At 73.5% G+C, this 23,264-nt stretch carries 18 protein-coding genes; 10 read left to right on the top strand and 8 right to left on the bottom strand.

The features are described 5' to 3' along the window. Positions 1-18: 18 nt before the first annotated feature. Genes ACGFIM_RS06945 through rhaS form a run of 4 tightly spaced genes read left to right on the top strand, consistent with a single transcriptional unit; the run spans position 19 to position 4,676 of the window. Positions 19-1,524: a sugar ABC transporter ATP-binding protein gene (locus ACGFIM_RS06945; protein WP_393195861.1), complete on the top strand. Its 1,506-nt coding sequence runs from the start codon at positions 19-21 to the stop codon at positions 1,522-1,524. After that, entirely contained in the window at positions 1,521-2,549 is a 1,029-nt protein-coding gene (locus ACGFIM_RS06940; RefSeq protein ID WP_393195858.1) for an ABC transporter permease, read from the top strand. The genes ACGFIM_RS06945 and ACGFIM_RS06940 overlap by 4 nt, the downstream gene beginning before the upstream one ends. Next, positions 2,542-3,579 (top strand): ABC transporter permease, encoded by a 1,038-nt coding sequence (locus ACGFIM_RS06935; RefSeq protein ID WP_393195855.1) that lies wholly within the window; start codon positions 2,542-2,544, stop codon positions 3,577-3,579. The genes ACGFIM_RS06940 and ACGFIM_RS06935 overlap by 8 nt, the downstream gene beginning before the upstream one ends. 32 nt (positions 3,580-3,611) lie before the next feature. After that, the gene (gene rhaS / locus ACGFIM_RS06930; protein ID WP_393195852.1) at positions 3,612-4,676 is read left to right on the top strand and encodes a rhamnose ABC transporter substrate-binding protein; all 1,065 of its coding nucleotides are present in this window, start codon (positions 3,612-3,614) and stop codon (positions 4,674-4,676) included. 97 nt (positions 4,677-4,773) lie between these two features. On the opposite strand, the gene ACGFIM_RS06925 is transcribed toward rhaS, so the two are convergent. Together ACGFIM_RS06925 and ACGFIM_RS06920 are read right to left on the bottom strand one after the other, a co-directional pair. Continuing rightward, entirely contained in the window at positions 4,774-5,754 is a 981-nt protein-coding gene (locus ACGFIM_RS06925) for a carbohydrate kinase (RefSeq protein WP_393195849.1), read from the bottom strand. A gap of 278 nt (positions 5,755-6,032) precedes the next feature. Further along, complete coding sequence (locus ACGFIM_RS06920) at positions 6,033-9,392, bottom strand: S8 family serine peptidase (RefSeq protein ID WP_393195846.1); 3,360 nt, start codon at positions 9,390-9,392, stop codon at positions 6,033-6,035. Positions 9,393-9,585: 193 nt separating this feature from the next. On the opposite strand from ACGFIM_RS06920, the gene ACGFIM_RS06915 reads away from it, so the two are divergent. Further along, complete coding sequence (locus ACGFIM_RS06915; RefSeq protein ID WP_393195843.1) at positions 9,586-10,593, top strand: helix-turn-helix domain-containing protein; 1,008 nt, start codon at positions 9,586-9,588, stop codon at positions 10,591-10,593. Between the two features lie 231 nt (positions 10,594-10,824). Here ACGFIM_RS06915 and ACGFIM_RS06910 read toward each other — a convergent pair whose 3' ends face one another. From ACGFIM_RS06910 to ACGFIM_RS06900, 3 genes are all read right to left on the bottom strand, one after another. After that, the gene (locus ACGFIM_RS06910; RefSeq protein WP_393195840.1) at positions 10,825-12,435 is read right to left on the bottom strand and encodes a PQQ-dependent sugar dehydrogenase; all 1,611 of its coding nucleotides are present in this window, start codon (positions 12,433-12,435) and stop codon (positions 10,825-10,827) included. Positions 12,436-13,087: 652 nt separating this feature from the next. After that, complete coding sequence (locus ACGFIM_RS06905) at positions 13,088-13,912, bottom strand: PIG-L family deacetylase (RefSeq protein ID WP_393195837.1); 825 nt, start codon at positions 13,910-13,912, stop codon at positions 13,088-13,090. Positions 13,913-13,922: 10 nt separating this feature from the next. Beyond that, on the bottom strand, positions 13,923-15,344 hold the full coding sequence (locus ACGFIM_RS06900; RefSeq protein WP_393195834.1) for a tetratricopeptide repeat protein: 1,422 nt from the start codon (positions 15,342-15,344) through the stop codon (positions 13,923-13,925). Positions 15,345-15,463: 119 nt separating this feature from the next. On the opposite strand from ACGFIM_RS06900, the gene ACGFIM_RS06895 reads away from it, so the two are divergent. The 4 genes from ACGFIM_RS06895 to ACGFIM_RS06880 all read left to right on the top strand — a co-directional run bounded on the left by ACGFIM_RS06895 (position 15,464) and on the right by ACGFIM_RS06880 (position 19,062). After that, positions 15,464-16,192, top strand: a complete 729-nt coding sequence (locus ACGFIM_RS06895; protein ID WP_393195831.1) for an SDR family NAD(P)-dependent oxidoreductase — start codon at positions 15,464-15,466, stop codon at positions 16,190-16,192. Positions 16,193-16,654: 462 nt separating this feature from the next. Further along, entirely contained in the window at positions 16,655-17,407 is a 753-nt protein-coding gene (locus ACGFIM_RS06890; protein WP_393195828.1) for a GntR family transcriptional regulator, read from the top strand. A 20-nt stretch (positions 17,408-17,427) separates the two neighbouring features. Beyond that, positions 17,428-18,849 (top strand): amidase, encoded by a 1,422-nt coding sequence (locus ACGFIM_RS06885; RefSeq protein WP_393195825.1) that lies wholly within the window; start codon positions 17,428-17,430, stop codon positions 18,847-18,849. A 12-nt stretch (positions 18,850-18,861) separates the two neighbouring features. Beyond that, entirely contained in the window at positions 18,862-19,062 is a 201-nt protein-coding gene (locus ACGFIM_RS06880; protein ID WP_393195822.1) for a hypothetical protein, read from the top strand. Between the two features lie 22 nt (positions 19,063-19,084). Here the strand turns inward: ACGFIM_RS06880 and ACGFIM_RS06875 are convergent, their stop codons facing one another. Continuing rightward, positions 19,085-20,434 carry an amidase gene (locus tag ACGFIM_RS06875; RefSeq protein ID WP_393195819.1) on the bottom strand — a complete coding sequence of 450 codons (1,350 nt, stop codon included), beginning with the start codon at positions 20,432-20,434 and terminating at the stop codon, positions 19,085-19,087. Between the two features lie 59 nt (positions 20,435-20,493). On the opposite strand from ACGFIM_RS06875, the gene ACGFIM_RS06870 reads away from it, so the two are divergent. Continuing rightward, positions 20,494-21,792: a hypothetical protein gene (locus ACGFIM_RS06870; protein ID WP_393195816.1), complete on the top strand. Its 1,299-nt coding sequence runs from the start codon at positions 20,494-20,496 to the stop codon at positions 21,790-21,792. Here ACGFIM_RS06870 and ACGFIM_RS06865 read toward each other — a convergent pair. Then, positions 21,789-22,598, bottom strand: coding sequence for an amino acid ABC transporter permease (locus ACGFIM_RS06865; RefSeq protein ID WP_393195813.1), 810 nt, complete (start codon positions 22,596-22,598; stop codon positions 21,789-21,791). The genes ACGFIM_RS06870 and ACGFIM_RS06865 overlap by 4 nt on opposite strands. Then, entirely contained in the window at positions 22,595-23,263 is a 669-nt protein-coding gene (locus ACGFIM_RS06860) for an amino acid ABC transporter permease (RefSeq protein ID WP_393195810.1), read from the bottom strand. Before ACGFIM_RS06860 ends, ACGFIM_RS06865 begins: the two co-directional genes overlap by 4 nt. Position 23,264: the final 1 nt, after the last annotated feature.

Genomic DNA, 23,264 nt, shown 5'->3' with positions numbered 1-23,264 from the left:
AACGGCGCCGGAGGGCGTATGAGCGAATCTCCTCCCATCCTGTCGCTACGGAATGTCAGCAAGTCCTTCGGCGCGGTCCAGGCCCTGTCGGGCGTGCGGCTCGACCTGTACGCCGGCGAGGCGCACGGCCTGGTGGGAGAGAACGGGGCCGGTAAGTCGACGCTGGTGAAGATCCTCGCCGGCGCCCATCCCGCCGACACGGGCACGCTGACCGTGGACGGGGAGGAGCGGGCGTTCTCCGGTCCCGCCGACGCCCAGGCCGCCGGAATTGCGGTGATTTATCAAGAACCGACACTATTTCCGGATTTGTCGGTCGCGGAGAACATCTTCATGAGCCGCCAGCCGCTGCGCAGCATGCGGCGCATCGACGCCAAGGCCATGCGCGCGGCCACGTCGGAGCTGTTCGCCAGGCTCGGCGTCGGGCTCGACCCCGACCGGCCCGCCCGCGGCCTGTCCATCGCCGACCAGCAGCTCGTGGAGATCGCCAAGGCGCTCGCGTTCGACGCCCGCGTCCTCATCATGGACGAGCCCACCGCCGCGCTGTCCGGCGTGGAGGTCGAGCGGCTGTTCTCGGTCGTCGGGTCGCTGCGCGAAACCGGCGCCGCGGTGCTGTTCATCTCCCACCGCTTCGACGAGATCTTCACACTCTGCTCGCGGATCACGGTGATGCGCGACGGCCGCTGGGTCTCCACCGACCCCGCCTCTGACCTCACCGTCGAGGAGCTGGTCCGCAGGATGGTCGGCCGCGAGGTGTCCTCGCTGTACCCCAAGACGGCAGCGGACATCGGCCGGCCCCGCCTGGAGGTGCGCGACCTGACCAGGCACGGCGTCTTCGAGGACGTCTCCTTCACCGTGCGCGCCGGCGAGATCGTGGCCCTCGCCGGGCTCGTCGGGGCCGGGCGCAGCGAGGTGGCGCGGGCCGTGTTCGGCGTGGACCGGCCCGACGCCGGCGAGGTGATCGTGGACGGTAGGACGCTCCCGCCCGGCGACACCGCCGCCGCCATCGCCGCGGGGCTGGCCCTCGTCCCCGAGGACCGCCGCCAGCAGGGCCTGGTCATGGAGCTGTCGGTCGAGCGCAACGCCACGCTCACCAGGCGCTGGTCGCTGAGCCGCCTCGGGCTGCTGTTCGGCGGCGCGGAGCGGGCCGCGGCCCGCACGTGGAGCGAGCGCCTCCAGGTCAAGAGCGCCCGCCTCACCGACCCCGTCTCCACGCTGTCGGGCGGCAACCAGCAGAAGGTGGTGCTGGCCAAGTGGCTGTCCACCGAGCCCGGCGTGCTCATCGTGGACGAGCCCACCCGCGGCATCGACGTCGGCACCAAGGCCGAGGTGCACCGGCTGCTGTCGGAGCTGGCCGGGCAGGGCGTCGCGGTGCTGATGATCTCCAGCGAGCTGCCCGAGGTGCTGGGCATGGCCGACCGTGTGCTCGTCATGCACGAGGGGCGGCTGGTGGCCGGCATCCCGCGAACGCGGGCGGATGAGGAGTCGGTGATGCTGGCCGCGACCGGACAGGGCGGTGACGCATGACGGCGGTGACGCAGGCCCCCACGGCAGCGCGCGAGGGCACCCGGCTCGTGCACCGGCTGTTCGTGATCAGAGAGCTGGGCATCGCCGCCGCGCTGGTGCTGCTCGTGGCCGTGACCACGCTGGTCAACCCGCGCTTCCTCACCGCGCAGGGCATCAAGGACCTGCTGCTCGGCTCGACCATCCTCGCGGTGCTCGCCGTCGGGCAGAGCATCGTCGTCATCACCCGCAACGTGGACCTGTCGGTCGGCTCGGTGCTGGGGCTGTCGGCGTTCGCGACCGGCAGCCTCTTCGTGGCGAACCCGGAGCTGCCCATCCCCGTCGCGCTGGCCGCCGGCGTGCTGCTCGGCGCGGCCTGCGGGGCCGTCAACGGCGCGCTCATCGCCGCCGCCCGCGTCCCCGCCCTGGTGGTGACGCTCGGCACCCTGTACGTCTTCCGCGGCGTCGACTACACCTGGGCCACGGGACGCCAGATCAACGCCGCCGACATGCCGCCCGGCTTCCTGCGGATGGGCAGCGCGACCGTGCTGGGCGTGCCGGTGCTCGCGCTGTTCGCGGTGGTGGTGCTGGTGGCCGCCGGCTACTACCTGCGGACGTACCGCAGCGGCAGGGAGCTGTACGCCATCGGCTCCAGCCCGCCCGCCGCCCGCCTGGCCGGCATCCCCGTCGGCAGGCGGGTCTTCGCCGCGTTCGCCGTCTCGGGTGCGCTCGCGGGCCTGGCCGGCGTCCTGTACGCGGCCCGCTTCGGCACCCTCGACGCCAACGCCGGCACCGGCTTCGAGCTGAACGTCGTGGCCGCCGTGGTGGTCGGCGGCGTGGCCATCTTCGGCGGCAGCGGCTCGGTCTACGGCGCCGCGCTCGGCGCGGTGCTGCTCACCACGATCAGCAGCGCGCTGCCGGTGCTCGGGGTGAGCCCGTTCTGGCAGCGGGCCGCCGTGGGCGCGCTCATCCTGGCCGCGATCGGCCTGGACCGGGCGCTGGCCGTCCGCATGGCGAGGTCCCTGCGAGGAAGGAGCGGCCGTGGCTGACACGCTGCACGAGAGAGTCACGGACACCACGGCGGGCGGCGGGCTGCTGCGGCGGGTGCGGCCGGTCGCCGGCTCCTGGGACGCCGTCCTCGTCGTGGCGCTGATCCTGGTCGTCGCGATCGGCGCGCTCACGATCGAGGGCGTGGCGAGCCCGCGCTTCTGGCGGTTCGTCACGCTGGAGGTCATCCCGATCGCGCTCATCGCGCTTCCCATGACCCTGGTGATCATCACGGGCGAGATCGACCTGTCGGTGGCCAGCACCCTGGGCCTGACCTGCACCGTCATGGGACAGCTCTGGCTGTGGGGCGTGACCTCGCTGCCCGTGGTGATCGTGCTCTGCCTGCTGCTGGGCGCGCTGCTCGGCGCGGTCAACGGCCTGTTCGTGACCGGCTTCGGCCTGCCGTCGCTCGCGGTGACGATCGGCACGCTGGCGCTCTACCGGGGGCTCGCGTACGTCGTGCTCGGCGACAAGGCGGTGGCCGACTACCCGCCCGAGTGGACGATGGGCGCGATCGCCCCCATCCCCGGGCTGACCATCCCGTGGATGATCCTCGTGGTCGCCGCCCTGGCGATCGTCTTCGCGCTCGTGCTGCACGCCACCCCGATCGGCCGCGGCCTGTACGCCATCGGCAACAACGCCGAGGCCGCCCGCTTCACCGGCATCGGCGTGGCCCGCACGAAGTTCTGGCTTTTCGTCGCCACCGGCGCGATGTCGTCGCTGGCCGGCGTGTTCTGGACGCTGCGCTTCGCCAGCGCCCGCGCCGACAACGGCATGGGCCTGGAGCTCGCCGTGGTGGCCGCGGTGCTGCTCGGCGGCGTGTCCATCTTCGGCGGGCGCGGCGGGCTGCTCGGCGTCATCGCCGCCGTCATCCTGCTCGGCACGCTGCGCAACGCGCTGCAGCTCGCGTACGTCCCGGCCAACACCCTGACCATCATCACCGGATCCCTGCTCATCGTCTCCGTCGTGGGACCCAATGTCGCCGGCATGGTGCGCGAGCGGTTGCGCCGGCGGCGATCCTTCACCCCCTGACCGCGATCGCGGGCCGCGAAAGGAACCTCATCATGGCAGCGATAACTCGAGGAGGCAGGGCCGTCGCCCTGGCGGTGCTCACCGCGTTCAGCCTCGCCGTCTCCGGCTGTGCGAGCCAGGAGGAGGCCGCCCAGCCCGGCTCCGGCGCCTCCGCGGGCACCGGGACGATCAAGGAGGGGCTGAAGGTCGCCTTCCTGCCCAAGCAGGTGAACAACCCGTACTTCGACGCCTCCGACAACAAGGGCGGCAAGGTCGCGGTCGAGGAGTTCAAGGGCGTCTACAGTCAGACCGGCCCCTCGGAGGCGAGCCCGTCGGCGCAGGTCAGCTACATCAACACGCTGTCGCAGCAGGGCACCGACGTGATCGTGGTCTCCGCCAACGACAAGGACGCCATCTGCGGCGCGCTCCAGGAGGCCCGTGCCGCCGGCGCCAAGGTCGTCACGTACGACTCCGACACGAACCCCTCCTGCCGCGACCTGTTCATCAACCAGGCCGGCCCCGAAGGCATCGCCGCCTCGCAGATCAAGCTCATCAGCGAGGCGATCGGCGAGGAGGGCGGCGAGATCGCGATCCTGTCGGCGACCGCGAACGCCACCAACCAGAACACCTGGATCGAGATGATGAAGAAGGAGCTGGCCAAACCCGAGTACGCCAAGCTCACGCTGGTCGACACCGTCTACGGCGACGACGACGACCAGAAGTCGTTCCAGGAGACGCAGGGCCTGCTGGCCAAGCACCCCGACCTGAAGGGCATCATCTCGCCCACCACGGTCGGCGTCGCGGCGGCCGCCCGCTACCTGTCCGCCTCCGAGTACAAGGGCAAGGTGCAGCTCACCGGGCTCGGCACGCCCAACCAGATGCGCGCGTACGTCAAGGACGGCACGGTCAAGGCGTTCGCCCTGTGGAACCCGTCCGACCTCGGCTACCTGGCCGCCTACGCCGGCGGCGCGCTGGCCTCCGGGCTGATCACCGGCAAGGAGGGCGAGACGTTCCAGGCGGGCAGGCTCGGCGACTACACGGTCGGCAAGGACGGCACGGTCCTGCTGGGCGACCCGTTCGTCTTCACCAAGGACAACATCGACGACTTCGACTTCTGAGGCGCGTGACGGCCGGGGCCGGGGCCTGAGGCGCGGTCCCGGCCGCCGCGTTCCGGCAGGGCGTTCTCACCGGCGGCGTGCTCATCCGCGGGCGGCGTCAGAGCCGGTGCGGCCAGGGCGGGTCGGCGCCGGGGACCGTGCACGTCAGCGCCGCCACGCGGGCCGCGAACGTCGCCGCCGCCACGGCGGTGTCGAGGTCGAGGGTGTCCAGCCGCCCGCCGAGCAGCCCCCTGCCCTCCAGGTGGTGCAGCAGCCCGGCGGTGAACGCGTCGCCCGCCCCGACCGTGTCGGCCACCTCGACGGGCACGGCGGGCACGGTGGCGCGCTCGCCGTCCAGCGACACCAGCGCGCCCTTCGCGCCGAGCGTGACCACGATCAGCCGGGCCCCGGCCGCGTGCCAGCGGTCGCAGGCGGCCTCGGCCGGGGTGCCCGGCAGCAGGAACGCGAGGTCGTCGTCGCTCAGCCGCAGCACGTCGGCGTACGCGCACCACCGCTCCACCTGGTAGTCGTCCCGCGCGGCGAGGCTGGGCCGCACGTTGGGGTCGATCGAGACCGTGACCCGCCCGGCGGCGGAGGCCGCGAACTCCTCGACGGCCGCCGCGCCCGGCCGCTTGACCAGCGCGAGCGAGCCGGTGTGCAGGCACGAGGCGGTGCCGAGCCGCGACAGGTCCAGCTCGCCGCGCGTCCACTGCCAGTCGGCGGTGCCCTGGGCGTAGAAGGTGTACGCGGCCCGGCCGTCCTCGTCGAGCGCGGCCACCGCCAGCGTGCTCGGCTCGCCCGCCGCGACCGCCGCCGACAGGTCGACGCCCGACGCGGCCAGCCGGGCGCGGAACATCTCGCCGAAGACGTCCCCCGACAGCCGCCCCAGGAAGCGGGTCGGCGTGCCGAGCCGGGCGAGCGCCACCGCCGTGTTCGCCGGCCCGCCGCCGGGCAGCACCCGCAACCTCAGCCCCGCCCCCGGGCCGCCGGCCTCGTTCCCCCTGCCGGGTCCGCTTCCGCCGCTTGTCCCGCTCCGGCCGCCCGCGGGCGGCGGCTCGGTGAAGGCATCGGCGACGCACTCGCCGAGCACAGCGATCATCGGACCAGCCTCTCTTCCCGGGTACGCTGCCGTGTCCGCACGGTCAGGAGCGCGGTCGTGTGCACGGACGCCCTCCTGGACGGAGTTCATCATCGCAGCACGGCCCGGTTGCCCTCGACGACGCCCGGCGGGCATCGGGGGAGCGGCGGCCGAGCCCGCGCGGGGCCCCACCCCTGAGCCCGCACACGCAGAGGGGGCCGCCCCTTCATCCGGGACGGCCCCCTCGTCACGTGATCACCGTCCGGCCGCGGAGCGGCCGGTCAGCGGAGCGGCGTGCATCACCGCTTCACCGTGAAGTGGCCGGTCAGCGGGCCGACCGTGACGGTGTACGTGCCCGCCTCGGTGCGCCGCAGCTCGAACGAGACCTTCGCGTCCTTACCGGGCTTCAGCGTCACCGCGCGCCGCTGCTCCTCGGCGCCGTTCACGCGCAGCACGGCGTCGTAGGTCCCATCGCGCTCGCCGATGTTGCGCACCTGCGCGCTCACCCGCGCGTGCCCCGACGGCGACGACTCCGGCGTCACCTTCAGGTCGCTCACCACGAACAGCGCCTCGGGCCCGTTCACCAGGTCGTGCACGAAGATGTCCGAACGCTTGTTCGTGTCTCCGTCGACCAGGTTGGTCGAGCCGCTCTCGAACGCCACGTACCGGCCGTCCGCGCTGATCGACGGCAGGTACGAGCGCCCGTCGCCCTCACCGCCTCCGGGCACGGTGGACACCCGGGTGGTGATGCCCGCCGCGACGTCCCGGACGAAGATGTCGTTGAGGTTGTTCGTGTCGCCCTCGACGAGCATAGGGGAGTCGCTGTAGAAGGCGACCTTGCTTCCGTCGGCGGACAGGGAGGGGGCGAAGCTCAGGGCGTTCGCGCCGGTCCCGTCCAGCGTCACCGACACCATGTCGGTCTTGCCGGTGGCGAGGTCCTGCACGTAGATCTCGCCGAGCCCGATGCCGTTGGAGTAGGCGATCTTGGTGCCGTCCGCGCTGATCACGGGGCCGTCGGTGGGGGTGGCCGGGTCGGGGCCGGTGATACGGGTGAGCGTGCCCGTCTGCCGGTCCAGCAGGAAGGTGTCGATCTCCCCGTTGTCGTCCCCCGGCACCAGGTCGGATGCGTCGCTCTGGAAGGCGATGTACCGGCCGTCGCCACTGATCGTGGCCTCGCGGGCGTTGCCGTTCGACTGCTCGCCGTCCTGCGTCACGGAGATCCGCTCGGTGGTGCCGGTCTGCCGGTCGTGCAGGAACACGTCGTTGCGCCCGTTGGTGTCGCCGGGCACGAGGTTCGCGGCCATGCTGTCGAAGACCACGTACCGGCCGTCCGCGCTGAGCCTCGGCGGGCCCGAGTTCCCGTCGCCCGGCTCGCCGCTGGACGACACCGAGACCATCTCGGTCTTCCCGGTCTGCCGGTCGTACACGAAGGCGTCCGTCTGGCCGTTGTCGTCGCCTTCGACGAGGTTGGTCGCGCCGCTGTTGAAGCCGACGTACCGGCCGTCGTGGCTGACCTTCGGCGACAGCGAGAACGAGTCGGCGATCCCGCCGTCGGCCGCCACCGAGACCCGCTCGGTCACGCCGGTGCGCAGGTCGGTGGCGAAGACGTCCAGCTCGCCGTTGGTGTCGCGCTCATCGGTGAGGTTGGTGGCGAGGCTCGCGTACACCACCGTGCTGCCGTCGCCGCTCAGCTCGGCCCACCAGGAGTCGTGGTTGGCCTGCCGGCCGTCCGTGGCGAGCGAGACCCGCTCGGTGGGGGAGCGGCGGGGCAGCGTGAGGTCCGCCTTCGCGTTGTGCTTGTCCACCGTCACCTCGGTCTCAGGCGACCTGGAGACGCCGACGCCCTGTGCGGCGATCTTGTACGTGCCGACCGGCACGTCCTTGATCGTGTAGTGGCCCCTGGCGTCGGTGGTGGCGGCCAGCTCGTCGGGCACACCCAGCACGCGGACGGTGGCGCCGGGCACGGCCGTGCCGGTCGGCCCGTACGTCACGTGCCCGGAGATCGCGCTCCACTTGGTCCGCTTCAGCTCGAATCGCGTGTCGGAGAGGCGGTCCGCCTCCACCTTGACGGTCTTCTTCTCGTCCTCGTAGCCGAACCTGGACAGCGTCAGCTCGTGCTCGCCCGGGGGCAGCCGCAGCTCGAAGCGGCCGTCCTCGTCCGTCTCGGTGCTGCGCCCGTCGGGCCTGGTCACCCGCACGCCGGCCAGCGGCTTGCGGCCGTGCTTGTCGACGACGGTGCCGCGCACGCCGCTGGTCAGCGTCGCCTCGGCGACCGCCGCGTAGGCGTCGATGCGGCCACGGCCGTAGCGGGGGTTCGGCAGCGGGCCGTAGCGGTCGTCGGCGACCGCCGTACCGGCCAGGATCTCCTCGGCCGCCTCAACGGTCAGGTCGGGGCGGGCCTCCAGCATGAGGGCGAGCGTGCCCGACACGTGCGGGGTGGCCATCGAGGTGCCGTTCAGCGCCGCGTACTCGCCGCCGGGCATCGTCGAGACCACGTCCACGCCGGGCGCGGAGACGTCGGGCACCACGTACGAGTCCGGCCACTCCGGCGGCGCGTCGAACCAGTCGGTCGACTTGACCACGCCGCCGCAGGAGAACTCGCCCACGTTGTCGTCGGCGTCGGTCGCGCCCACGGAGATCGCCTCGTACACGTTGGCGGGGCTGGAGGACGCGCCCTCCGCGCAGTTGTTGCCGATGGCGAAGGAGGGGAACGCGCCCGCCCGGTAGATGTTCCTCGCGGGCTCGATCATCTCGTCCCAGAAGCCCTCGGCGCCGAGCGACATGCTGACCACGTCGGCGGGCTCGCCCGCCGGGGTGCCGTCGGCGGCGTACGGCGCGATCGCCCACTGCATGCCCGCGATCACCTGCGCGAACGTACCGTTGCCGCCCGGGATGGTCAGCGCGGCCATCAGCTCGGCGCCGGGCGCGACGCCGATCTGCGTGCCGGAGGCGTTGCCGCCCGCGATCGTGCCCGCCACGTGGGTGCCGTGGAAGGCGCTGTCGTGCGGCTCGCTGGCCACGGGCTTGCCGTCAGGGTCGAACTCGATCCAGCCGCCCGCGTGCTCCGGACCCGAGCCCACCAGCTTGCCCTGCAGGTCGGGGTGGGTGATGTCGATGCCGGTGTCGAGCACGGCCACGCGGACGCCCTTGCCGGTCAGGCCGCGCTCCTTCTGCACGCGGTCCGCGCCGATCTTGGCGATGCCCCAGGTGGTCTCCTCGGCCGCCATGGTCCTGGGCTGCGGCGCCTGCTTCGGCTCGGGCGCGGTGAGGGTGAAGTTCGGGATGATCCGTTCGACCAGCTCAAGCTCGGCAAGCGCGGCCAGCGTCGCGGGCGTGGCACGTACCAGGATCATGTTCTTCAGCCAGAACGTGTTGACCACCTGGTCGCCGCGCGAGCGCACGTACTCGGCCACCGGGTCCTGCACCGGCTCCGCGCTCTCCTTGAGAGCGGCACGCGCCTTCACGGGGGTGTCGGCCGGGGGCGGCTCCTTCAGCGTACGCAATATGACGAGCGCCTCGATGCGACCGCGCGCGCTCTTCATCTGCTCGGCAAGCTTGGCGTCGATCTTGCCGCCCCGTTCGGGGGCGGGGGCCGTCTGAGCCGCGGCCGGGCCCGCGGTCGCCGGGACGAGCGTCCCGAACGTCGCAGTCGTCAGCAAGACCGCAGGTAAGACAGCTGCCAGCAGTCGGCGACCAGGCAAGCGACGAGGGGACAACGGCATGATGCTCCTTCATTCCTGTGGCCACTGGGGCCAGTGGTGCTCAAGAACGCTGACATCATCCGCCATTTACTGACAAGATCTGTTAGTGGCGAGTTTCTGTCATGTGTCGTTATCCCGACAGGAGGATCGCGTGCTGGAGGCGATCGGGCTCAGCCCGCAGGACGAGGAGGTCTACCACGCGCTCGTCCGCAGAACCCAGGCCACCGTCGCCGAGATCGTCGCCGACTGCCACCTGCCGGCCGCCGCCGCCCGCCGGATTCTCCAGACGCTGCTCGACCTCGGCCTGGCCACCCGCTCCACCGGGCGGCCCACCCGCTACGTCGCCGTCTCGCCCGACAGCAGCCTCGAGGCGCTGCTGCGCGAACGGGAGCGCGAACTGGACGGCGTACGCGCCCACATCCGGGCCCTCATGGAGGTCTACCGCGCCAACACCCGCTTCGCCCACCCCGGCGAACTCGTCGAAGTCGTCTCCGGGCGAGACGAGGTCAACCAGCGGTGGGTGCAGATGCAGCGGGACACGCGGGCGCAGATGCGCGGCTTCGACCGCCCGCCGTACGCCGCCCCCGCCCAGCACCGCGAACCCAACTCCGTCGAGCTCGACCTGCTGCGGCGCGGCGTGAGCTACCGGGTCATCTACGACTCCAGCGTCCTTGAGATGTCCGGCTGGCTGGAGGACGTCACCATCGGGATGCAGCACGGCGAGCAGGCGAGGATCCACGCCGGGCTGCCCATGAAGCTCGGCATCTCCGACGACCGGCTCGCCATCATCCCGCTCATGCGGGCCGGGGACGACGTGCTCAGCGCGTCGTACCTGATCCACCCGTCGCCGCTGCTCGACGCCCTGATCGCCCTCTTCGAGGCCCTGTGGGACCGCAGCGTCCCCGTCCGCCTCCCCGGAGCGGGCGGCGCCGGCGGGCTCGCCGGGGCCGGCGAGATCGCCTCCGATCGGGACCTGCCGCCCGACGAGGAACGCCTGCTCACCCTGCTCGCCGCCGGCGCGACGGACCGCTCAGCGGCCCGCGCCCTGGGGTGGAGCGAGCGCACGGTGCAGCGCCACATCACCAGGCTGATGCACCGGCTGGGAGTCCGCACCCGCTTCCAGATCGCCATGGAAGCCACCCGGCGCGGCTGGATCTGACCCCGCCTCCCCGTCCGGCTCCACCGACGGAACGAGTCCGTCACACCCCGCCGACCACCGCTGCGGCGTCGCCGATCGAGCGGGCTCCGGCTTCGCCTCGTCGGCCATCGCTCCGGCTCCGCCCTGCTCGTCGGTCCGCTTCGCCCGTGAGCCTGCTCCCCGTTCGTCCGCCCTGCCCCGTTCAGCTTGCCGGATCGCCCCCTCACGGGCCGAGACCCGGAGAGCGGACGCTCAGGAGCACTGGTAGCCGGACGGGACGCTGGTGTCGCCGGAGGGGCGGGTGGCTTGGAAGCCGAACGTCGTGCTCTGGCCGGCCGCGAGGGTGCCGTTGTCCGCGGTGTTCCTGGCCGTGACGGTCTGGCCGGAGACGGTCAGGGTCGCGTTCCACGAGCCCGTCACCGCGTGACCGGCCGGCAGCGTGAACGTCACCGTCCAGCCGTCCAGCGGCGCCGAGCCGGTGTTGGCGACGGTCACCGGCTGGATCACGTATCCGGTGCTCCACTGCGTCTGCACGGTGGCCGTGGCGGTGCACGTGCCGGACGGCTCGCCGCCGCCGTCCGTCGCGGGCGGAATGCGGATGATGCGGTCGTCCTGCGCCACCGGGATGCCGCGGCCGTCGCGGTTGCTGGTCGTCACCCAGAGATGGCCGTCCGGGCCCGCCGCGACCGCGCGCAGCCGGCCGTACGCCGACCGCAGCTCCGCCACCGGCGTGCCCGGCGTGCCGGCGTTCAGCGGGATCGTCCAGAGCCGCTGCCCGCGCAGCGCCGCCACGTAGAGTGCGCCGCCGGCGTACGCCAGGCCGCTGGGCGACGCCTCGGCGGTCGACCACGTGACGATCGGGTCGCGGTAGGACGAGTCGCCGCACCTGCCCTCGCACACCGGCCAGCCGTAGTTGCCGCCCGCGACGATCTGGTTGACCTCGTCCCAGGTGTCCTGACCGAACTCGCTCGCGAACATCCGGCCCTCGTCGTCCCACGCCAGGCCCTGGACGTTGCGGTGGCCGTAGCTCCACACCCGCGAGCCCGGGAACGGGTTGTCCTCGGGGACGCCCCCCTCGGGCGTCATGCGCAGGATCTTGCCGGCCGGGCTGTTGAGGTTCTGCGCGTTGGAGGTGTTGCCGACGTCGCCGGTGGCGACGTACAGCATGCCGTCCGGGCCGAACGCGATGCGGCCGCCGTTGTGGATGGTCCCGCTCGGCACCCCGGAGAAGAGCACCTCCTGCGTCTGCGGGTCCGAGAGCCTGAGCCTGGCCAGGCGGTTGTCGCCGGCGGTGCTGGTGAAGTACGCGTACACCCAGCCGTCCTGCGCGTACGTCGGCGAGACCGCGATGCCCAGCAGGCCGCCCTCGCCCGAGGCCTGCAGCCCGCTGATCGTCGCCACCGGCGTCGGCGCCTGCCCCGGGCGTACCTGCATGATGCGGCCGGTGCCGCGCTCTGACACCAGCGCGCTGCCGTCGGGCAGGAACGCCAGCCCCCACGGCACCTGCAGCCCGGTGACCGACACCTCCGCCCGCGCGAAGTCGAACCCGTCCTGGGCGGCTCCCGCTTCGGCGTCCCGCGCAGCCCCCTCCGCGACCCCGGCTGCGGAGCCCCGCGCCCTCGGTGCCGTGCCCTGCGCTCTGCGTGCGGTGCCCCCCGCCTCTTGTGCGGTGCCCTTCGCCTCTTGTGCGGTGTCCCCAGCCTCTTGTGCGGTGTCCCGCGTCTTCGGCTCCGTGCTCTGCGCTCTGGGTGCGGCGTCCCGCGTGGCGCCCGGCTCAGCGGCGCTCTGCGCACCGGCCGGTGGCGCACCGAGGCCGAACGTCAGGAGGGCGAGTACAAGAACCGGGACGAGTCGGGCGCGCATGACAGGCTCCTTGACCAGATCTCCGGATGCGTCTGTCAGCACTGTAGGCGCCGGTACGGCCGCTCACCATCACCGTGATCGCGCGCCTCCGCGCAAGCTGCGAAGACGGCCACCCGCCGATGAAACTTTCACCCCGGCCGTCACACACAACGCCCCGGCCGCCCTGTCCGGTGTGATGCTCAGCGGTCTCGTCGGCTCGCCGTCCCTCCGGCTGCTTTGCCGAGCGGCCGGGCTGCCTCTCCCCGGAAACCCGGCACCGGTGGTGGCCCTGGGCAGCCGGTGGCGCGGAGGAGGCGCTGTGTGAAGGTGGCGCGTCGGTGGTGGCTCGTCCCGAACGCCGCGCCGCGAGCGCCGCGCCGCGAGCGTCGCCTGCTCACCTGCGGGTTCGGCCGCAGCCGTACGGTTTTGGCGGCGGCGCTTGCACGTGCAGGTGTGACCGCTGTCGTGCGGTCTTGGCGGCGGCGCTTGCATGTGCAGGTCTGACCGCTGTCGCACGGTCCTGGTGTCGGCGCCCGCCCGTGCATGGTCCGGCCGCGGCCGTGCAGACCCGGCGTCGGAGACCGCGCCGGCGTGGCCGGCTGCAGTCGGGCGCCGAGGCTCACACCCGTGGGGCGGGCGTCGCCCCAGCACCCGCAGCCGCCGCCCTCAACGCCTACGAGCGCAGACCAGCGAACAGGTCGTCTTCGCGGGCGGGTGCGTCGACCTTGCACAGCACGCGTACGAACGCCTCGTGCGAGAACGCCTGCTGCTGGGCCTCCTCCGGCATGCGCAGGAAGAAGATGTTCTCCCCCTGGCTCTCGTGCGCCCGCAGCGCCTTGAGCTTGCGCTCGGTGTAGGCGGAGACGTCGACGACGGTGGTGACCTTCTCGTCGGGGGTGCCGAAGTCGTCGGAGGGGGACTCGCCGCCGAGGTCGATGCCGTGGGCGCGCATCAGCTCGAACATGCGCTTGATCGCGGCCCGGGGGATGGCGGTGTGGTAGAGCTTGTCGGGAATGCCGGTGCGCTCGGCGGCGGCCATCGTGATCTGGTGGGCGCGCACGTGGTCGGGGTGGCCGTAACCGCCGCCGCCCGTCTCGTCGTACGTCACCACGACCTGCGGCCGGTAGCGCTCCATCAGCTCGGCGAGCCGCCCGGCCGACGCCTCCAGCGGCACGTTGGCGAACGCCTCGGGATGAGAATTGGCCTCCCAGCCCTGCATGCCGGAGTCGCGGTAGCCCAGCAGCTCGAGGTGCTCGACGCCGAGGTGGGCGACGGACTCGCGCAGCTCGCCGAGCCGCTGCCTGGCCACCGCGGCCTCGTCGTGGCCGGGGTCGCCGGGCTTGACGCCGCCCTCGCCGTCGCCCTGCTCGCCGTTGGTGCAGGTGACCAGGACGGTGCGGACGCCCTCGTCGGAGTAGCGGGCGAGGATGCCGCCGGTGCTGAGGCACTCGTCGTCGGGGTGGGCGTGCACGACCATGAGGGTGAGTTGCCGTTCCATGCCCTGCAAGCTACTCGACGCCACCGACATTCCGGCCGGCGCCGCCGCCGCGCGCGAGGTCGCCGGCGCGCTCCCGGGCCACGGCCGCCGCCGCGCCGTCGCCGAGCGCGTCGGCCAGCGCCGCCTGCTTGAGCCAGTTGTACGGGCTGCACGGCCGCAGGCCGATCCGCTCGCTCACCAGCAGCCTGGCCAGCTGGTGCCGCCCGGCCCGCAGGGCCGCCTCGAGCAGCGTGCGCTGCACGGCGTCGCGCTGGGCGTGGCTGCCGCCGAACTCGGCGATGCGGTGCCTGATCGGGTAGAGCAGGTCCACGACCGCGTCGTAGTCGCCCCGCCCGAACGCCACGATCGCCTTGCACACCGGCAGGCCCACCCGCAGCGTCATGCCGTGGTTGGTGACGCCGGGCAGGGGCCGCGCCACGTACGCCTCCCGCCCGGCGACCAGCTTCTCGGCCTCGGCGATCCGCCCCGCGCCCACGTACGACATCACCGCGTGCATGTCGTTGAACGAGTAGAACGGCTCGGCCACCCGCGCGGGCCACCGATCGGCCAGGTCCCGCCACCGCCGGTGCTGGTCGGAGCCCTCCAGGTGGAGCCGCCACAGCAGCGCGGCGGCGTCCAGCAGCTCCAGGCACGACTGCCCGTCCGCGAGCACGGAGTCGTAGATCGCGAGCACCCGCGCGTGGTCGCCGCTCTCCAGCGCGTACAGGCAGTAGTGCCACCAGGTGTGCACGTTGAAGAACGTCCCGGTGGACCAGTCGGGCAGCCGGGCGTCGAGATAGCGCAGGCCGGTGCCGAAGCGGCCCTGCTCCTCGTACGTGTGCACCACCGCGTGGATCGCCCACACGTCGCGCGGGTTCCGCTCGACCGCCCGCAGCCCGACCTCCTCCGACCGGTCGCGGTGCCCGGTCTCCTCGAGACCGAACGCGTACATGCCGAGGAGATGACCGAAGTGCGGGTCGTCGTCCGGCCATGCGGTGAGCGCGCCGCCGATGCGGTCGCGCAGCATGCGCGCGTTGCCGGTGAAGAAGTCGATCTGGTGGCCGACCGCGAGGGCGAGCGCGTCGCGCGGGTATTCGGCGGTCAGCTCGGCGAGCAGCGACCCGCAGGCCAGCAAGTCGCCGTCGAGCAGCGCCCGCACGGCCGCGACGTGCGCTCGCTCGCGGGGCAGCAGCTCGGCGCCCTCCGTCCTGCGCTGGAACGCCTCGAACCTGGCCCGCGCCGTGCGCGCGTCCTCCACCTCGGTGGTCAGCAGCCCGAGATAGGCGACCAGGACGTTGCCCATGGGGAAGCCGGGCGACTCCGCGACGGCGGCGTTCGCCTCGGCGTCCACTTCGGCCCTGAAGTGCAGCAGCTCGTCGAGCGCCTGGTCGTAGTGGCGTACCGCCGCCGCGCTTGCGCCCGTCATGGCCAGGCCGTGCCGATCGTGGCTCACGGCCTCACTGTAACCAGCGGATCCGCCGCGGGGCACGGCTCGCCCGGCCGTGCCGCGTGCCGTGTCCGGCGGACGGGCACGAAGCGAGGGAGGACGGTGACCACGGGGCTGGAGGGGACATGGAGGATCTGGAGGGTCGGGTGGCGCTGCTCACCGGGGCGTCCGGCGGCATCGGGCAGGCGATCGGGCGCCGCCTCATCGCGGCCGGCGTGCGCACGGTCTTCGCGTACGGGGGCCGCGCCGTCGAGGCGGGGCGGCTCGTCGCCGAGTCGGTGGCCGCCGGGGTGCCCGCGCTGGCGCTGCCCGGCGACATGGCCGACCCCGGCGTGCCCCGCGCCCTGCTCGACACGGCCGAGGGGGAGCTGGGCCCGGTGGACCTGCTCATCGCCAACGCCGGGTACGCCGAACCGCTCGGCTACGCCGAAGTCGGCTTGGAGACGTGGGAGCGCACGATGGCGGTGAACCTGCGCGCGCCGTTCCTGCTCGCCCAGGCGGCGCTGCCGGGGATGGTGGCGCGGCGGTTCGGGCGGGTGCTGTTCATGTCGTCGGTCGCCGGGTTCACGGGCGGGATCGTGGGGCCGCACTACGCGGCGTCCAAGGCGGGGCTGCACGGCCTGGTGCACTTCCTGGCGCCGCGCGTGGCGGCGGATGGGGTGACGGTGAACGCGGTGGCGCCCGCGCTCATCGAGGACACCGCCATGCTCCCGCCGGGCGCGAGCCCCGGTGCGCTGCCGGTGGGGCGGTTCGGGCGGCCCGGGGAGGTGGCCGATCTGTGCATGGCGGTCCTGCGCAACGGCTACCTGACGAACCAGGTGCTCAGCGTGGACGGCGGCGCCCACCCGAGGTGACCGCCGCCCGGCTCGCGGCCTGTGCGCCTGAGGGTGAGCCGACCGGAGGCCGGGGCAGCGGCGGCGGATCGAGGGCCGGGCGCGGTGGCCGGTCGGTGGGCCATGGCGGCGGGTCGAGGGCCGGGCGCGGCGGCCGGTCGGTGGGAAGGCGGCGGGTCGAGGGCCGGTCGCGGCCGCGGAAGGCGGCGGGTCGGTGGTGAAAGCGGCGCGACGGCCGCCGCGCCCCGCGTCAGCGCAGCTCACCCCCCGTACGGACGGGGCCGGATACGGCGTAACCCGGCGCAACCACCAGGTCATGCCCGCGCAACACGCCCTCCCTACCGTCCTGCGGCAAGGACGCCAGGAGAACGGGCGAGCCGGGTTGGAGGTGTCATGGAGGCGGCGGCCTGCCGCGCAGCGGGTTACCCGCCGGAAACGGGCCGGGAATGGCGCGGTAACGGCGTGTCCGTATCGTCCGCGGGCATGGCGGGGCGATCACACCGGCCGCGCGCCGGCCGCGAGGCCGACCTGCGCCGGCTGCTCGACCTGCTGCGCTCGGCGGTCCTGCGGGGCGCGTTCCCCGACGGCCTGCTGCCCGCCGAGACCGAGCTGATGGCCGCGTACGGGGTCGGCCGAGCCACCGTGCGCGAGGCGCTCGCCGTGCTGCGCCGCGAGGGGCTGATCGACCGCCGCCCGGGCGTCGGCACCCACGCCGTGGTCAAAGCGGTGATGACCCGCCTCGCCGAGGCACACGGGGTCGCGCCGCCCAGCCAGGAGAGCCTGCTCAACCGGCGGCTGCGCCCCCAGGTGCTCGACCGGTCCACGATCCCGCTGCCGGAGGCGGCGGCGCAGCGGCTCGGCGTCCCGGCGGGCACGCCGTGCCTGCGCCTTGAGTACGTCTCCCTGTACGGCGACGAGCCCCACGGCATGGCCACCAACTACGTGCTCAGCCCCGAGGCGGACCGCCTGCGCGGCAGGCCGTTCGTGCACGACTGGTACGCCCTGCTCAACGAGGCCGGCGTCACCTACGAGGAGTCGGAGTTCATCTGCGGCTGCACCCCTGCCGACGCGGCCACGGCGGCCCGGCTCGGCGTCGCCGAGGGCGCCCCGCTGATCACCATGGAGCAGGTGATCAGGGACGCCGGCGGCCGGCCGTTCAACCTGGCCTTCATTCATGTGCGCGGCGACCGCTTCCTGTTCGTCTCGAACGCCGCCCGCCGCGCGCCACTGCCCTGACCCCCACCGAGGAGCGGACGATGGAACCCCCCTTGACCTTGACCGAGGCCGCCGCCCGCCTGCGGGCGGGCGAGGTGACGAGCGTGGAGCTGACCGAGCAGGCCATCGAGCGCGCCGACCGGCTGGACTCCGAGCTCGGCACCTATCTGACCCGCTTCGACGACACCGCCATGGCCGCCGCCGCCCGGGCGGACGAGGAGCTGGCGGCGGGCGTGGACCGCGGGCCGCTGCACGGCATCCCGTTCGGCGTGAAGGACATCATCGCCGCCGCCGAGGGCCCGACGACCGCGCAGAGCCTGATACTCGACCCGGCGTGGGCGGCGGGCAAGGACGCCCCGGTCGTGGCCCGGCTCAAGGCGGCCGGCGCGGTGATCACCGGGAAGGTCACGACGATGGAGTTCGCCTGCGGCATGGCGGACCCGTCGAAGCCGTTCCCGGTGCCGCGCAACCCGTGGGATCCGCGCACCTGGCCCGGCGGGTCCAGCTCGGGCACCGGCAACGGCGTGGCGGCCGGGATGTTCCTCGCCGGGCTCGGCACGGACACGGCCGGCAGCATCCGCATCCCGGCCGCGTTCTGCGGGGTGAGCGGGCTGATGCCGACGTTCGGCCGGGTGCCGAAGTCGGGGGTCGCGCCGCTCGGCTACTCGCTCGACCACGTCGGGCCGCTGGCCCGCAGCGCCCGCGACTGCGCCGCCGTGCTGCAGGTCATCGCGGGGCACCACCCGAGCGACCCGGACTCCGTCGACGTCCCGCTCGACCTGCCCGCCCTCGACGGCGGCCGGCTGGACGGGCTGCGCATCGGCGTCGTACGCGAGCATCACTTCCCCGACGGGTCGGACCCCGCCGCCGCGCCCGCCTTCGAGGCCGCGATCGCCGCGCTGACCGGCCTCGGCGCCACCGCGGTCGAGGTCGAGCTGCCCTACTGGCACGAGATGCTCACCGCGAACCTCGTCACCGCCTGCGCCGAGGCGCTCGCCTACCACCGCAACGACGCCGCCGCCCGCTGGGGCGACTACTTCGCCGCCACCCGCGCCATGCTCGCGCGCGGCGCGCTGATCAGCGGCGCCGACTACGTGCAGGCCCAGCGCGTACGGCGGGTCGCCCAGGACGCGGTGGCCAGGCTGTTCGGCGAGGTGGACGTCGTCGCCTCGCCGACCGCGTCCGTGGGCGCGCCCTCCTTCGCATCGCTCACCGACGCCCAGGGCCGCCTCGACGTGGAGGCCGTGTTCGCGCGGATCTTCACGCAGTACTGGGACTGCGTCGGCAACCCCGTCCTGGCCGTGCCGATGGGCTTCACCGGGGACGGGCTGCCGCTGTCGCTGCAGCTCGCGGGGCGGCCCTTCGAAGAGGGCACGATCCTGCGGGCCGGCGCCGCCTACCAGCAGATCACCGACTGGCACCTGCGCGTTCCCGCCATGGCCGCGCCCGCGCACGCCGCATAGGAGGACCGTGTCATGAGCTCTGACGAGACCGTACGCCGCCTGCTCGCCGCCGCAGGGCTGACCGTGCCCGACGACGAGATCGCGCTCATCGCCGCCGGGTACGACCTGCAGCGGGCCGGCGTGGACGCCCTGTACGCCGTCCCCGAGGCCCGCTACGCCGACCCCGCGCTGCGCTTCCGCGCCGAGGCGCGCATCGTGGACTGGCCGAGCTGAGACCGGCCCGCGCGCCCCGGCCTCAGGAGGTGAGGCGGCGGGCGGCCGAGAACAGCAGGGCCTCGTCGCCGGGACGGCAGACGAGCTGCAGGCCCACCGGCAGTCCCGCGACCGTGCCCGCGGGGACGGTCAGGGCGGGGAAGCGCAGCACGTTCCACGGGCAGGTCAGCGAGAGCAGCGCGACTCCGACGGGCACTGTCTCGTCCCCGAGAGTCACCTCGCGCCGGTCGATCGGCGGCGCGGTGATCGCCGCCGTCGGCAGGGCGAGCACGTCGTGCCGCTCGAACAGCGCGCCCGCGGCGGCGACGAGCCGCTCGCGGTCCTCCACGGCGCGCACGTAGCGCCATCCCGGCACCTGCGCCGCGCCGCGCAGCCGCTCCAGCACCTCCTCGCCGAACAGCTCGGGCGCGCGCTCCATCCGCTCGGCGTGCACGGCCGCCGCCTCGCAGGACTGGATCATCCGGTACGTGTGCAGCACCTCCTCGGCGAACCCGCCGGGCAGCCGCACCTCGGGCAGCTCACCCGCCGGGCCCGCGGAAGCGGCCGCCGCGCGGGCGGCCGCCACCACCTCGGGGTCGCCCGCGAGCAGGTCGCTCGCGTCCAGCCACGCCACCCGGGCGTCCTGCGCGCGCTCGGGCATCTCGCCCTCGATCAGGCACCGGTACGCCGTCAGGCAGCTCTCCGCGTCGGCCGCCAGCACGCCGACGTGGTCGAGGGAGCGCGACAGCGGGAACACGCCGTCGGCGGAGATCGCGCCGTACGCGGGCTTGAACCCGGCGACCCCGCACAGAGCGGACGGGATGCGGACGGACCCGCCCGTGTCGGTGCCGAGCGCCAGCGGCACGATGCCCGCCCCCACGGCGGCGCCGCTGCCCCCGCTGGAGCCGCCCGACATGCGGCCGGTGTCGTGCGGGTTGCGCGAGGCGCCGTTGGCCGAGCGGTCGCCGGTGGGGCCGTAGGCGAACTCGTGGGTGGTCGTCTTGCCGACGATCACCGCCCCGGCCTCCCGCAGCCGGGTCACGCAGGCGGCGTCGCGGTCGGGGACGTAGCCGGCGAAGTGCCGGGAGCCCATGGTGGCGGGCAGCCCGGCCACCTCGATCAGGTCCTTGACCGCCACGGGGATCCCGTGCAGCGGCCCCCGGTCGCGGCCCGCGGCCAGCTCGTCGTCCGCCGCCTTGGCCGCCTCCAGCGCACCGGCGCCGTCCACGGTGACGAACGCGTTCAGCGCAGGGTCGAGCGCGGCGGCGGCGCCGAGCGCCTGCTCGGTCAGATCGAGGGAGGTGGTACGGCCGTCGCGGAGGTCCTGGGCGAGCTCGGCGAGCGAGCGGCCCGCGAAAGGGCCGGGGGGAACAGGCCGGGGGGAGATAGGCATGGCATCTTTCTACACATTTCCTGCCATCCAGATCGACCCCCGCGGCTACGATCAGCCCGGTGTCCGCACCCCTGTCACTCCGGTCCGTGATGCGCGGAGCGCGCCGGGCAGCCGCCGTCGTGGTCGGCCTGTGCGCGCTGCTCGGCGCCGTACGCCTGATCGCGCCCGCCACCGACGTCGCCGGCGAGCCGCCGGGGGTACGGCGGCAGCTCGCGTTCCTGCGCGCCGAACTGGACGCGGGAGCCGGAGACGAGGCGCAGGCGCTGTTCCCCGAGGGCTATTTCTTCCTGCACGCCCTGTACGGCCTGGCCTGGGTCGAGCTCGGCCACCGCCTGCCCGCCGAGCGGGAGACGGCGCTGCGCGAGGCGAGGTGGGCGCTGGCCCGGCTGGACGGCCCCGCCGGCAGGGCGCCCTTCGACCCGTCGCTCGACCCGCCGTTCGGCGTCTTCTACCGCGGCTGGAGCAACTGGCTGCTCGGCGGCGTGCTGAGCCTGCAGCCGGAGGAGCGGCGCGACGAGACCGAGCGGCGCCGCTTCACCGAGGAGTCGGCCGAGCTGGCACGGGCGTTCGACGCCGCGGGCACGCCGTTCCTGGAGTCGTACCCGGGGCAGGCGTGGCCGGTGGACTCGGCGGTCGCCATCGCCTCGCTGCGGCTGCACGACACGCTGCTGACCGGCACGGAGGGGCACGGGAACACCGTCGCCCGCTGGCTGGACGAGGTGCGCAAGCGGCTCGACCCGCGTACCGGCCTGATCCCGCACGCCGTCGACGCGGAGACCGGCGAGCCCCAGGGGGTGGCGCGGGGCAGCTCGCAGAGCCTCATCCTGCGCTTCCTCGTGGACATCGACCCGGCCTTCGCCGCCGCCCAGTACGCCCGCTTCCGCGAGCTGTACCTCGCCACCCCGCTGGGACTCGGCCCGGCCGTGCGCGAGTACCCGCACGGCATGGACGGCCCCGCCGACGTGGACTCAGGGCCGCTGCCCCTGGGCGTGAGCCTGTCGGCCACCGCGGTCGCACTCGGCACGGCGCAGGTGCACGGCGACGCCACGCTCGCCGGGGCGCTGGCCAACTACGGGGAGCTGGCCGGGCTGCCGATCGGCACGCCCTCGACCAAGCGGTACGCCTTCGGCCTGCTCCCCATCGGCGACGCCTTCCTCGCCTGGTCCAAGACCGCCCGCCCCTGGATCTCGCCGCCGCCCGCCGCCCCGCACCCGGTGGTCGGCCCGGGGTGGCGGATGCCGCTGCTCGCGCTGCTCGCACTGATCGGCCTCGCGCCCTGGCTGCCCGCGATCGGGCGGGCCGCACGCAGACGGGCCGCGCGCCGACGGGCCGTGCGCAGCAGCTCGGCGCCGGCCTAGGCGGTCCGGGCGCGCGCGCCCAGCCGGGCGGCCAGCCGGTCCAGCGCCATGTTCATGACGATGAAGATGGCCGCGATGAGCACGGCCGCCTGGATCACGTTCGAGAAGTTCGCCGCGATGCCGTTCAGCCCCCGGTCCACCAGCTCGTCGTAGCCGACGATCAGCCCGAGCGCCGAATCCTTCAGCAGCACGACGAACTGGCTGATCAGCGCGGGCAGCATGGCCTTGACCGCCTGGGGCAGCAGCACGAGCCGCATCACCTGCCCCTTGCGCATGCCCACCGCGTACGCCGCCTCCCGCTGCCCCTTCGGCAGGCTCAGCACCCCGGCTCGGATGATCTCGGCGATCACCGACCCGTTGTAGAGCGTGAGGCCGAACACCACGGCGGCGAAGGCCGAGATGTTCACGCCGATGAGCACGTACGAGCCGAAGAACGCGAAGAAGATCAGCAGCAGCAGCGGCACGGACCTGAAGAACTCCACCACCACCGCCGCGGGAACCCGCACCCACCGGTGGTCCGACAGCCGCGCGGTGGCGAAGACCAGCCCGAACAGCCCGGCCAGCACCACGCCGGCGACGGCCGCCGCGAGCGTCCCCGCCAGGCCCGGCAGGATGAACGTGGCCCAGACGTCGGCCCGCAGCAGCGGCGTCCACTTCTCGGCGGCCCACTGGCCCTTGGCGTCGAAGCGGGCGTACACGAAGGCCGCCACGGCGAGCAGCGCCAGCGCGACGAGCGCGGTCAGCACCCGGTTGCGGCGCACGCCGCGCGGCCCGGGAGGCTCGTACAGCGTGGCGCAGACGCTCATCGGGCCACCGCCAGCCGCCGCGACAGCCGGCCGAACGCGAGCCCCATCGGCAGGCAGAGCAGCACGAACCCGGCCGCGAAGCCGAGGAAGATCTCGATCACCTGGTCTCCGTACGTCTCGATCAGCTCGCGCATCCGCACCGACGCCTCGGCCACGCCCACCACCAGCGCGATCGTGGTGTTCTTGGTGAGCGCGATGAGGATGCCGCCGAGCGGCGCCACCACCGCGCGGAACGCCTGCGGCAGCGTGATCAGCACCAGCGTCCTGGCGAAGCCCAGGCCCAGCGCGCGGGCCGCCTCCGCCTGCCCCACCGGCACCGTGTTGAGCCCCGAGCGCAGCGCCTCGCACACGAACGCCGAGGTGTAGGCGGTCAGCCCGATGACGGCGAGCCAGAAGTTGTTGGTGGCGATGTCGTCGGACAGCTCGAGGCCCAGGTTCGCGCCCACTCCCAGGCCGGTGAAGAGCAGCACGAGCGTGAGCGGGGTGTTGCGGGCCACGGTCACGTACGCGGTGGCGGCGGCGCGCAGCGCGCCCAGCGGCGAGACCCGCATGGCGGTCAGCAGCGTGCCCAGCACCAGCGAGCCGAGCGCGCTGACCGCCGTCAGCCGCACCGTCATCCAGAAGGCGGCGATGATCGTGCCGCCCTCGGTCAGCAGCGCTTCCATG

Source organism: Nonomuraea sp. NPDC049309 (genome assembly GCF_043196965.1).
Taxonomy (GTDB): domain Bacteria; phylum Actinomycetota; class Actinomycetes; order Streptosporangiales; family Streptosporangiaceae; genus Nonomuraea; species Nonomuraea fastidiosa.
The sequence above is the reverse complement of the archived record's forward strand: the minus strand, read 5'-3'. Positions and strand labels throughout refer to the sequence as shown.

Excerpts from the sequence above, each read along its gene's own strand:
- ACGFIM_RS06945 (WP_393195861.1), top strand. The coding sequence starts at position 19 with ATGAGCGAATCTCCTCCCATCCTGTCGCTACGGAATGTCAGCAAGTCC.
- ACGFIM_RS06940 (WP_393195858.1), top strand. The coding sequence starts at position 1,521 with ATGACGGCGGTGACGCAGGCCCCCACGGCAGCGCGCGAGGGCACCCGG.
- rhaS (WP_393195852.1), top strand. The coding sequence starts at position 3,612 with ATGGCAGCGATAACTCGAGGAGGCAGGGCCGTCGCCCTGGCGGTGCTC.
- ACGFIM_RS06925 (WP_393195849.1), bottom strand. The coding sequence starts at position 5,754 with ATGATCGCTGTGCTCGGCGAGTGCGTCGCCGATGCCTTCACCGAGCCG.
- ACGFIM_RS06910 (WP_393195840.1), bottom strand. The coding sequence starts at position 12,435 with ATGCGCGCCCGACTCGTCCCGGTTCTTGTACTCGCCCTCCTGACGTTC.
- ACGFIM_RS06905 (WP_393195837.1), bottom strand. The coding sequence starts at position 13,912 with ATGGAACGGCAACTCACCCTCATGGTCGTGCACGCCCACCCCGACGAC.
- ACGFIM_RS06895 (WP_393195831.1), top strand. The coding sequence starts at position 15,464 with ATGGAGGATCTGGAGGGTCGGGTGGCGCTGCTCACCGGGGCGTCCGGC.
- ACGFIM_RS06890 (WP_393195828.1), top strand. The coding sequence starts at position 16,655 with ATGGCGGGGCGATCACACCGGCCGCGCGCCGGCCGCGAGGCCGACCTG.
- ACGFIM_RS06885 (WP_393195825.1), top strand. The coding sequence starts at position 17,428 with ATGGAACCCCCCTTGACCTTGACCGAGGCCGCCGCCCGCCTGCGGGCG.
- ACGFIM_RS06880 (WP_393195822.1), top strand. The coding sequence starts at position 18,862 with ATGAGCTCTGACGAGACCGTACGCCGCCTGCTCGCCGCCGCAGGGCTG.
- ACGFIM_RS06875 (WP_393195819.1), bottom strand. The coding sequence starts at position 20,434 with ATGCCTATCTCCCCCCGGCCTGTTCCCCCCGGCCCTTTCGCGGGCCGC.
- ACGFIM_RS06865 (WP_393195813.1), bottom strand. The coding sequence starts at position 22,598 with ATGAGCGTCTGCGCCACGCTGTACGAGCCTCCCGGGCCGCGCGGCGTG.
- ACGFIM_RS06860 (WP_393195810.1), bottom strand. The coding sequence starts at position 23,263 with ATGGAAGCGCTGCTGACCGAGGGCGGCACGATCATCGCCGCCTTCTGG.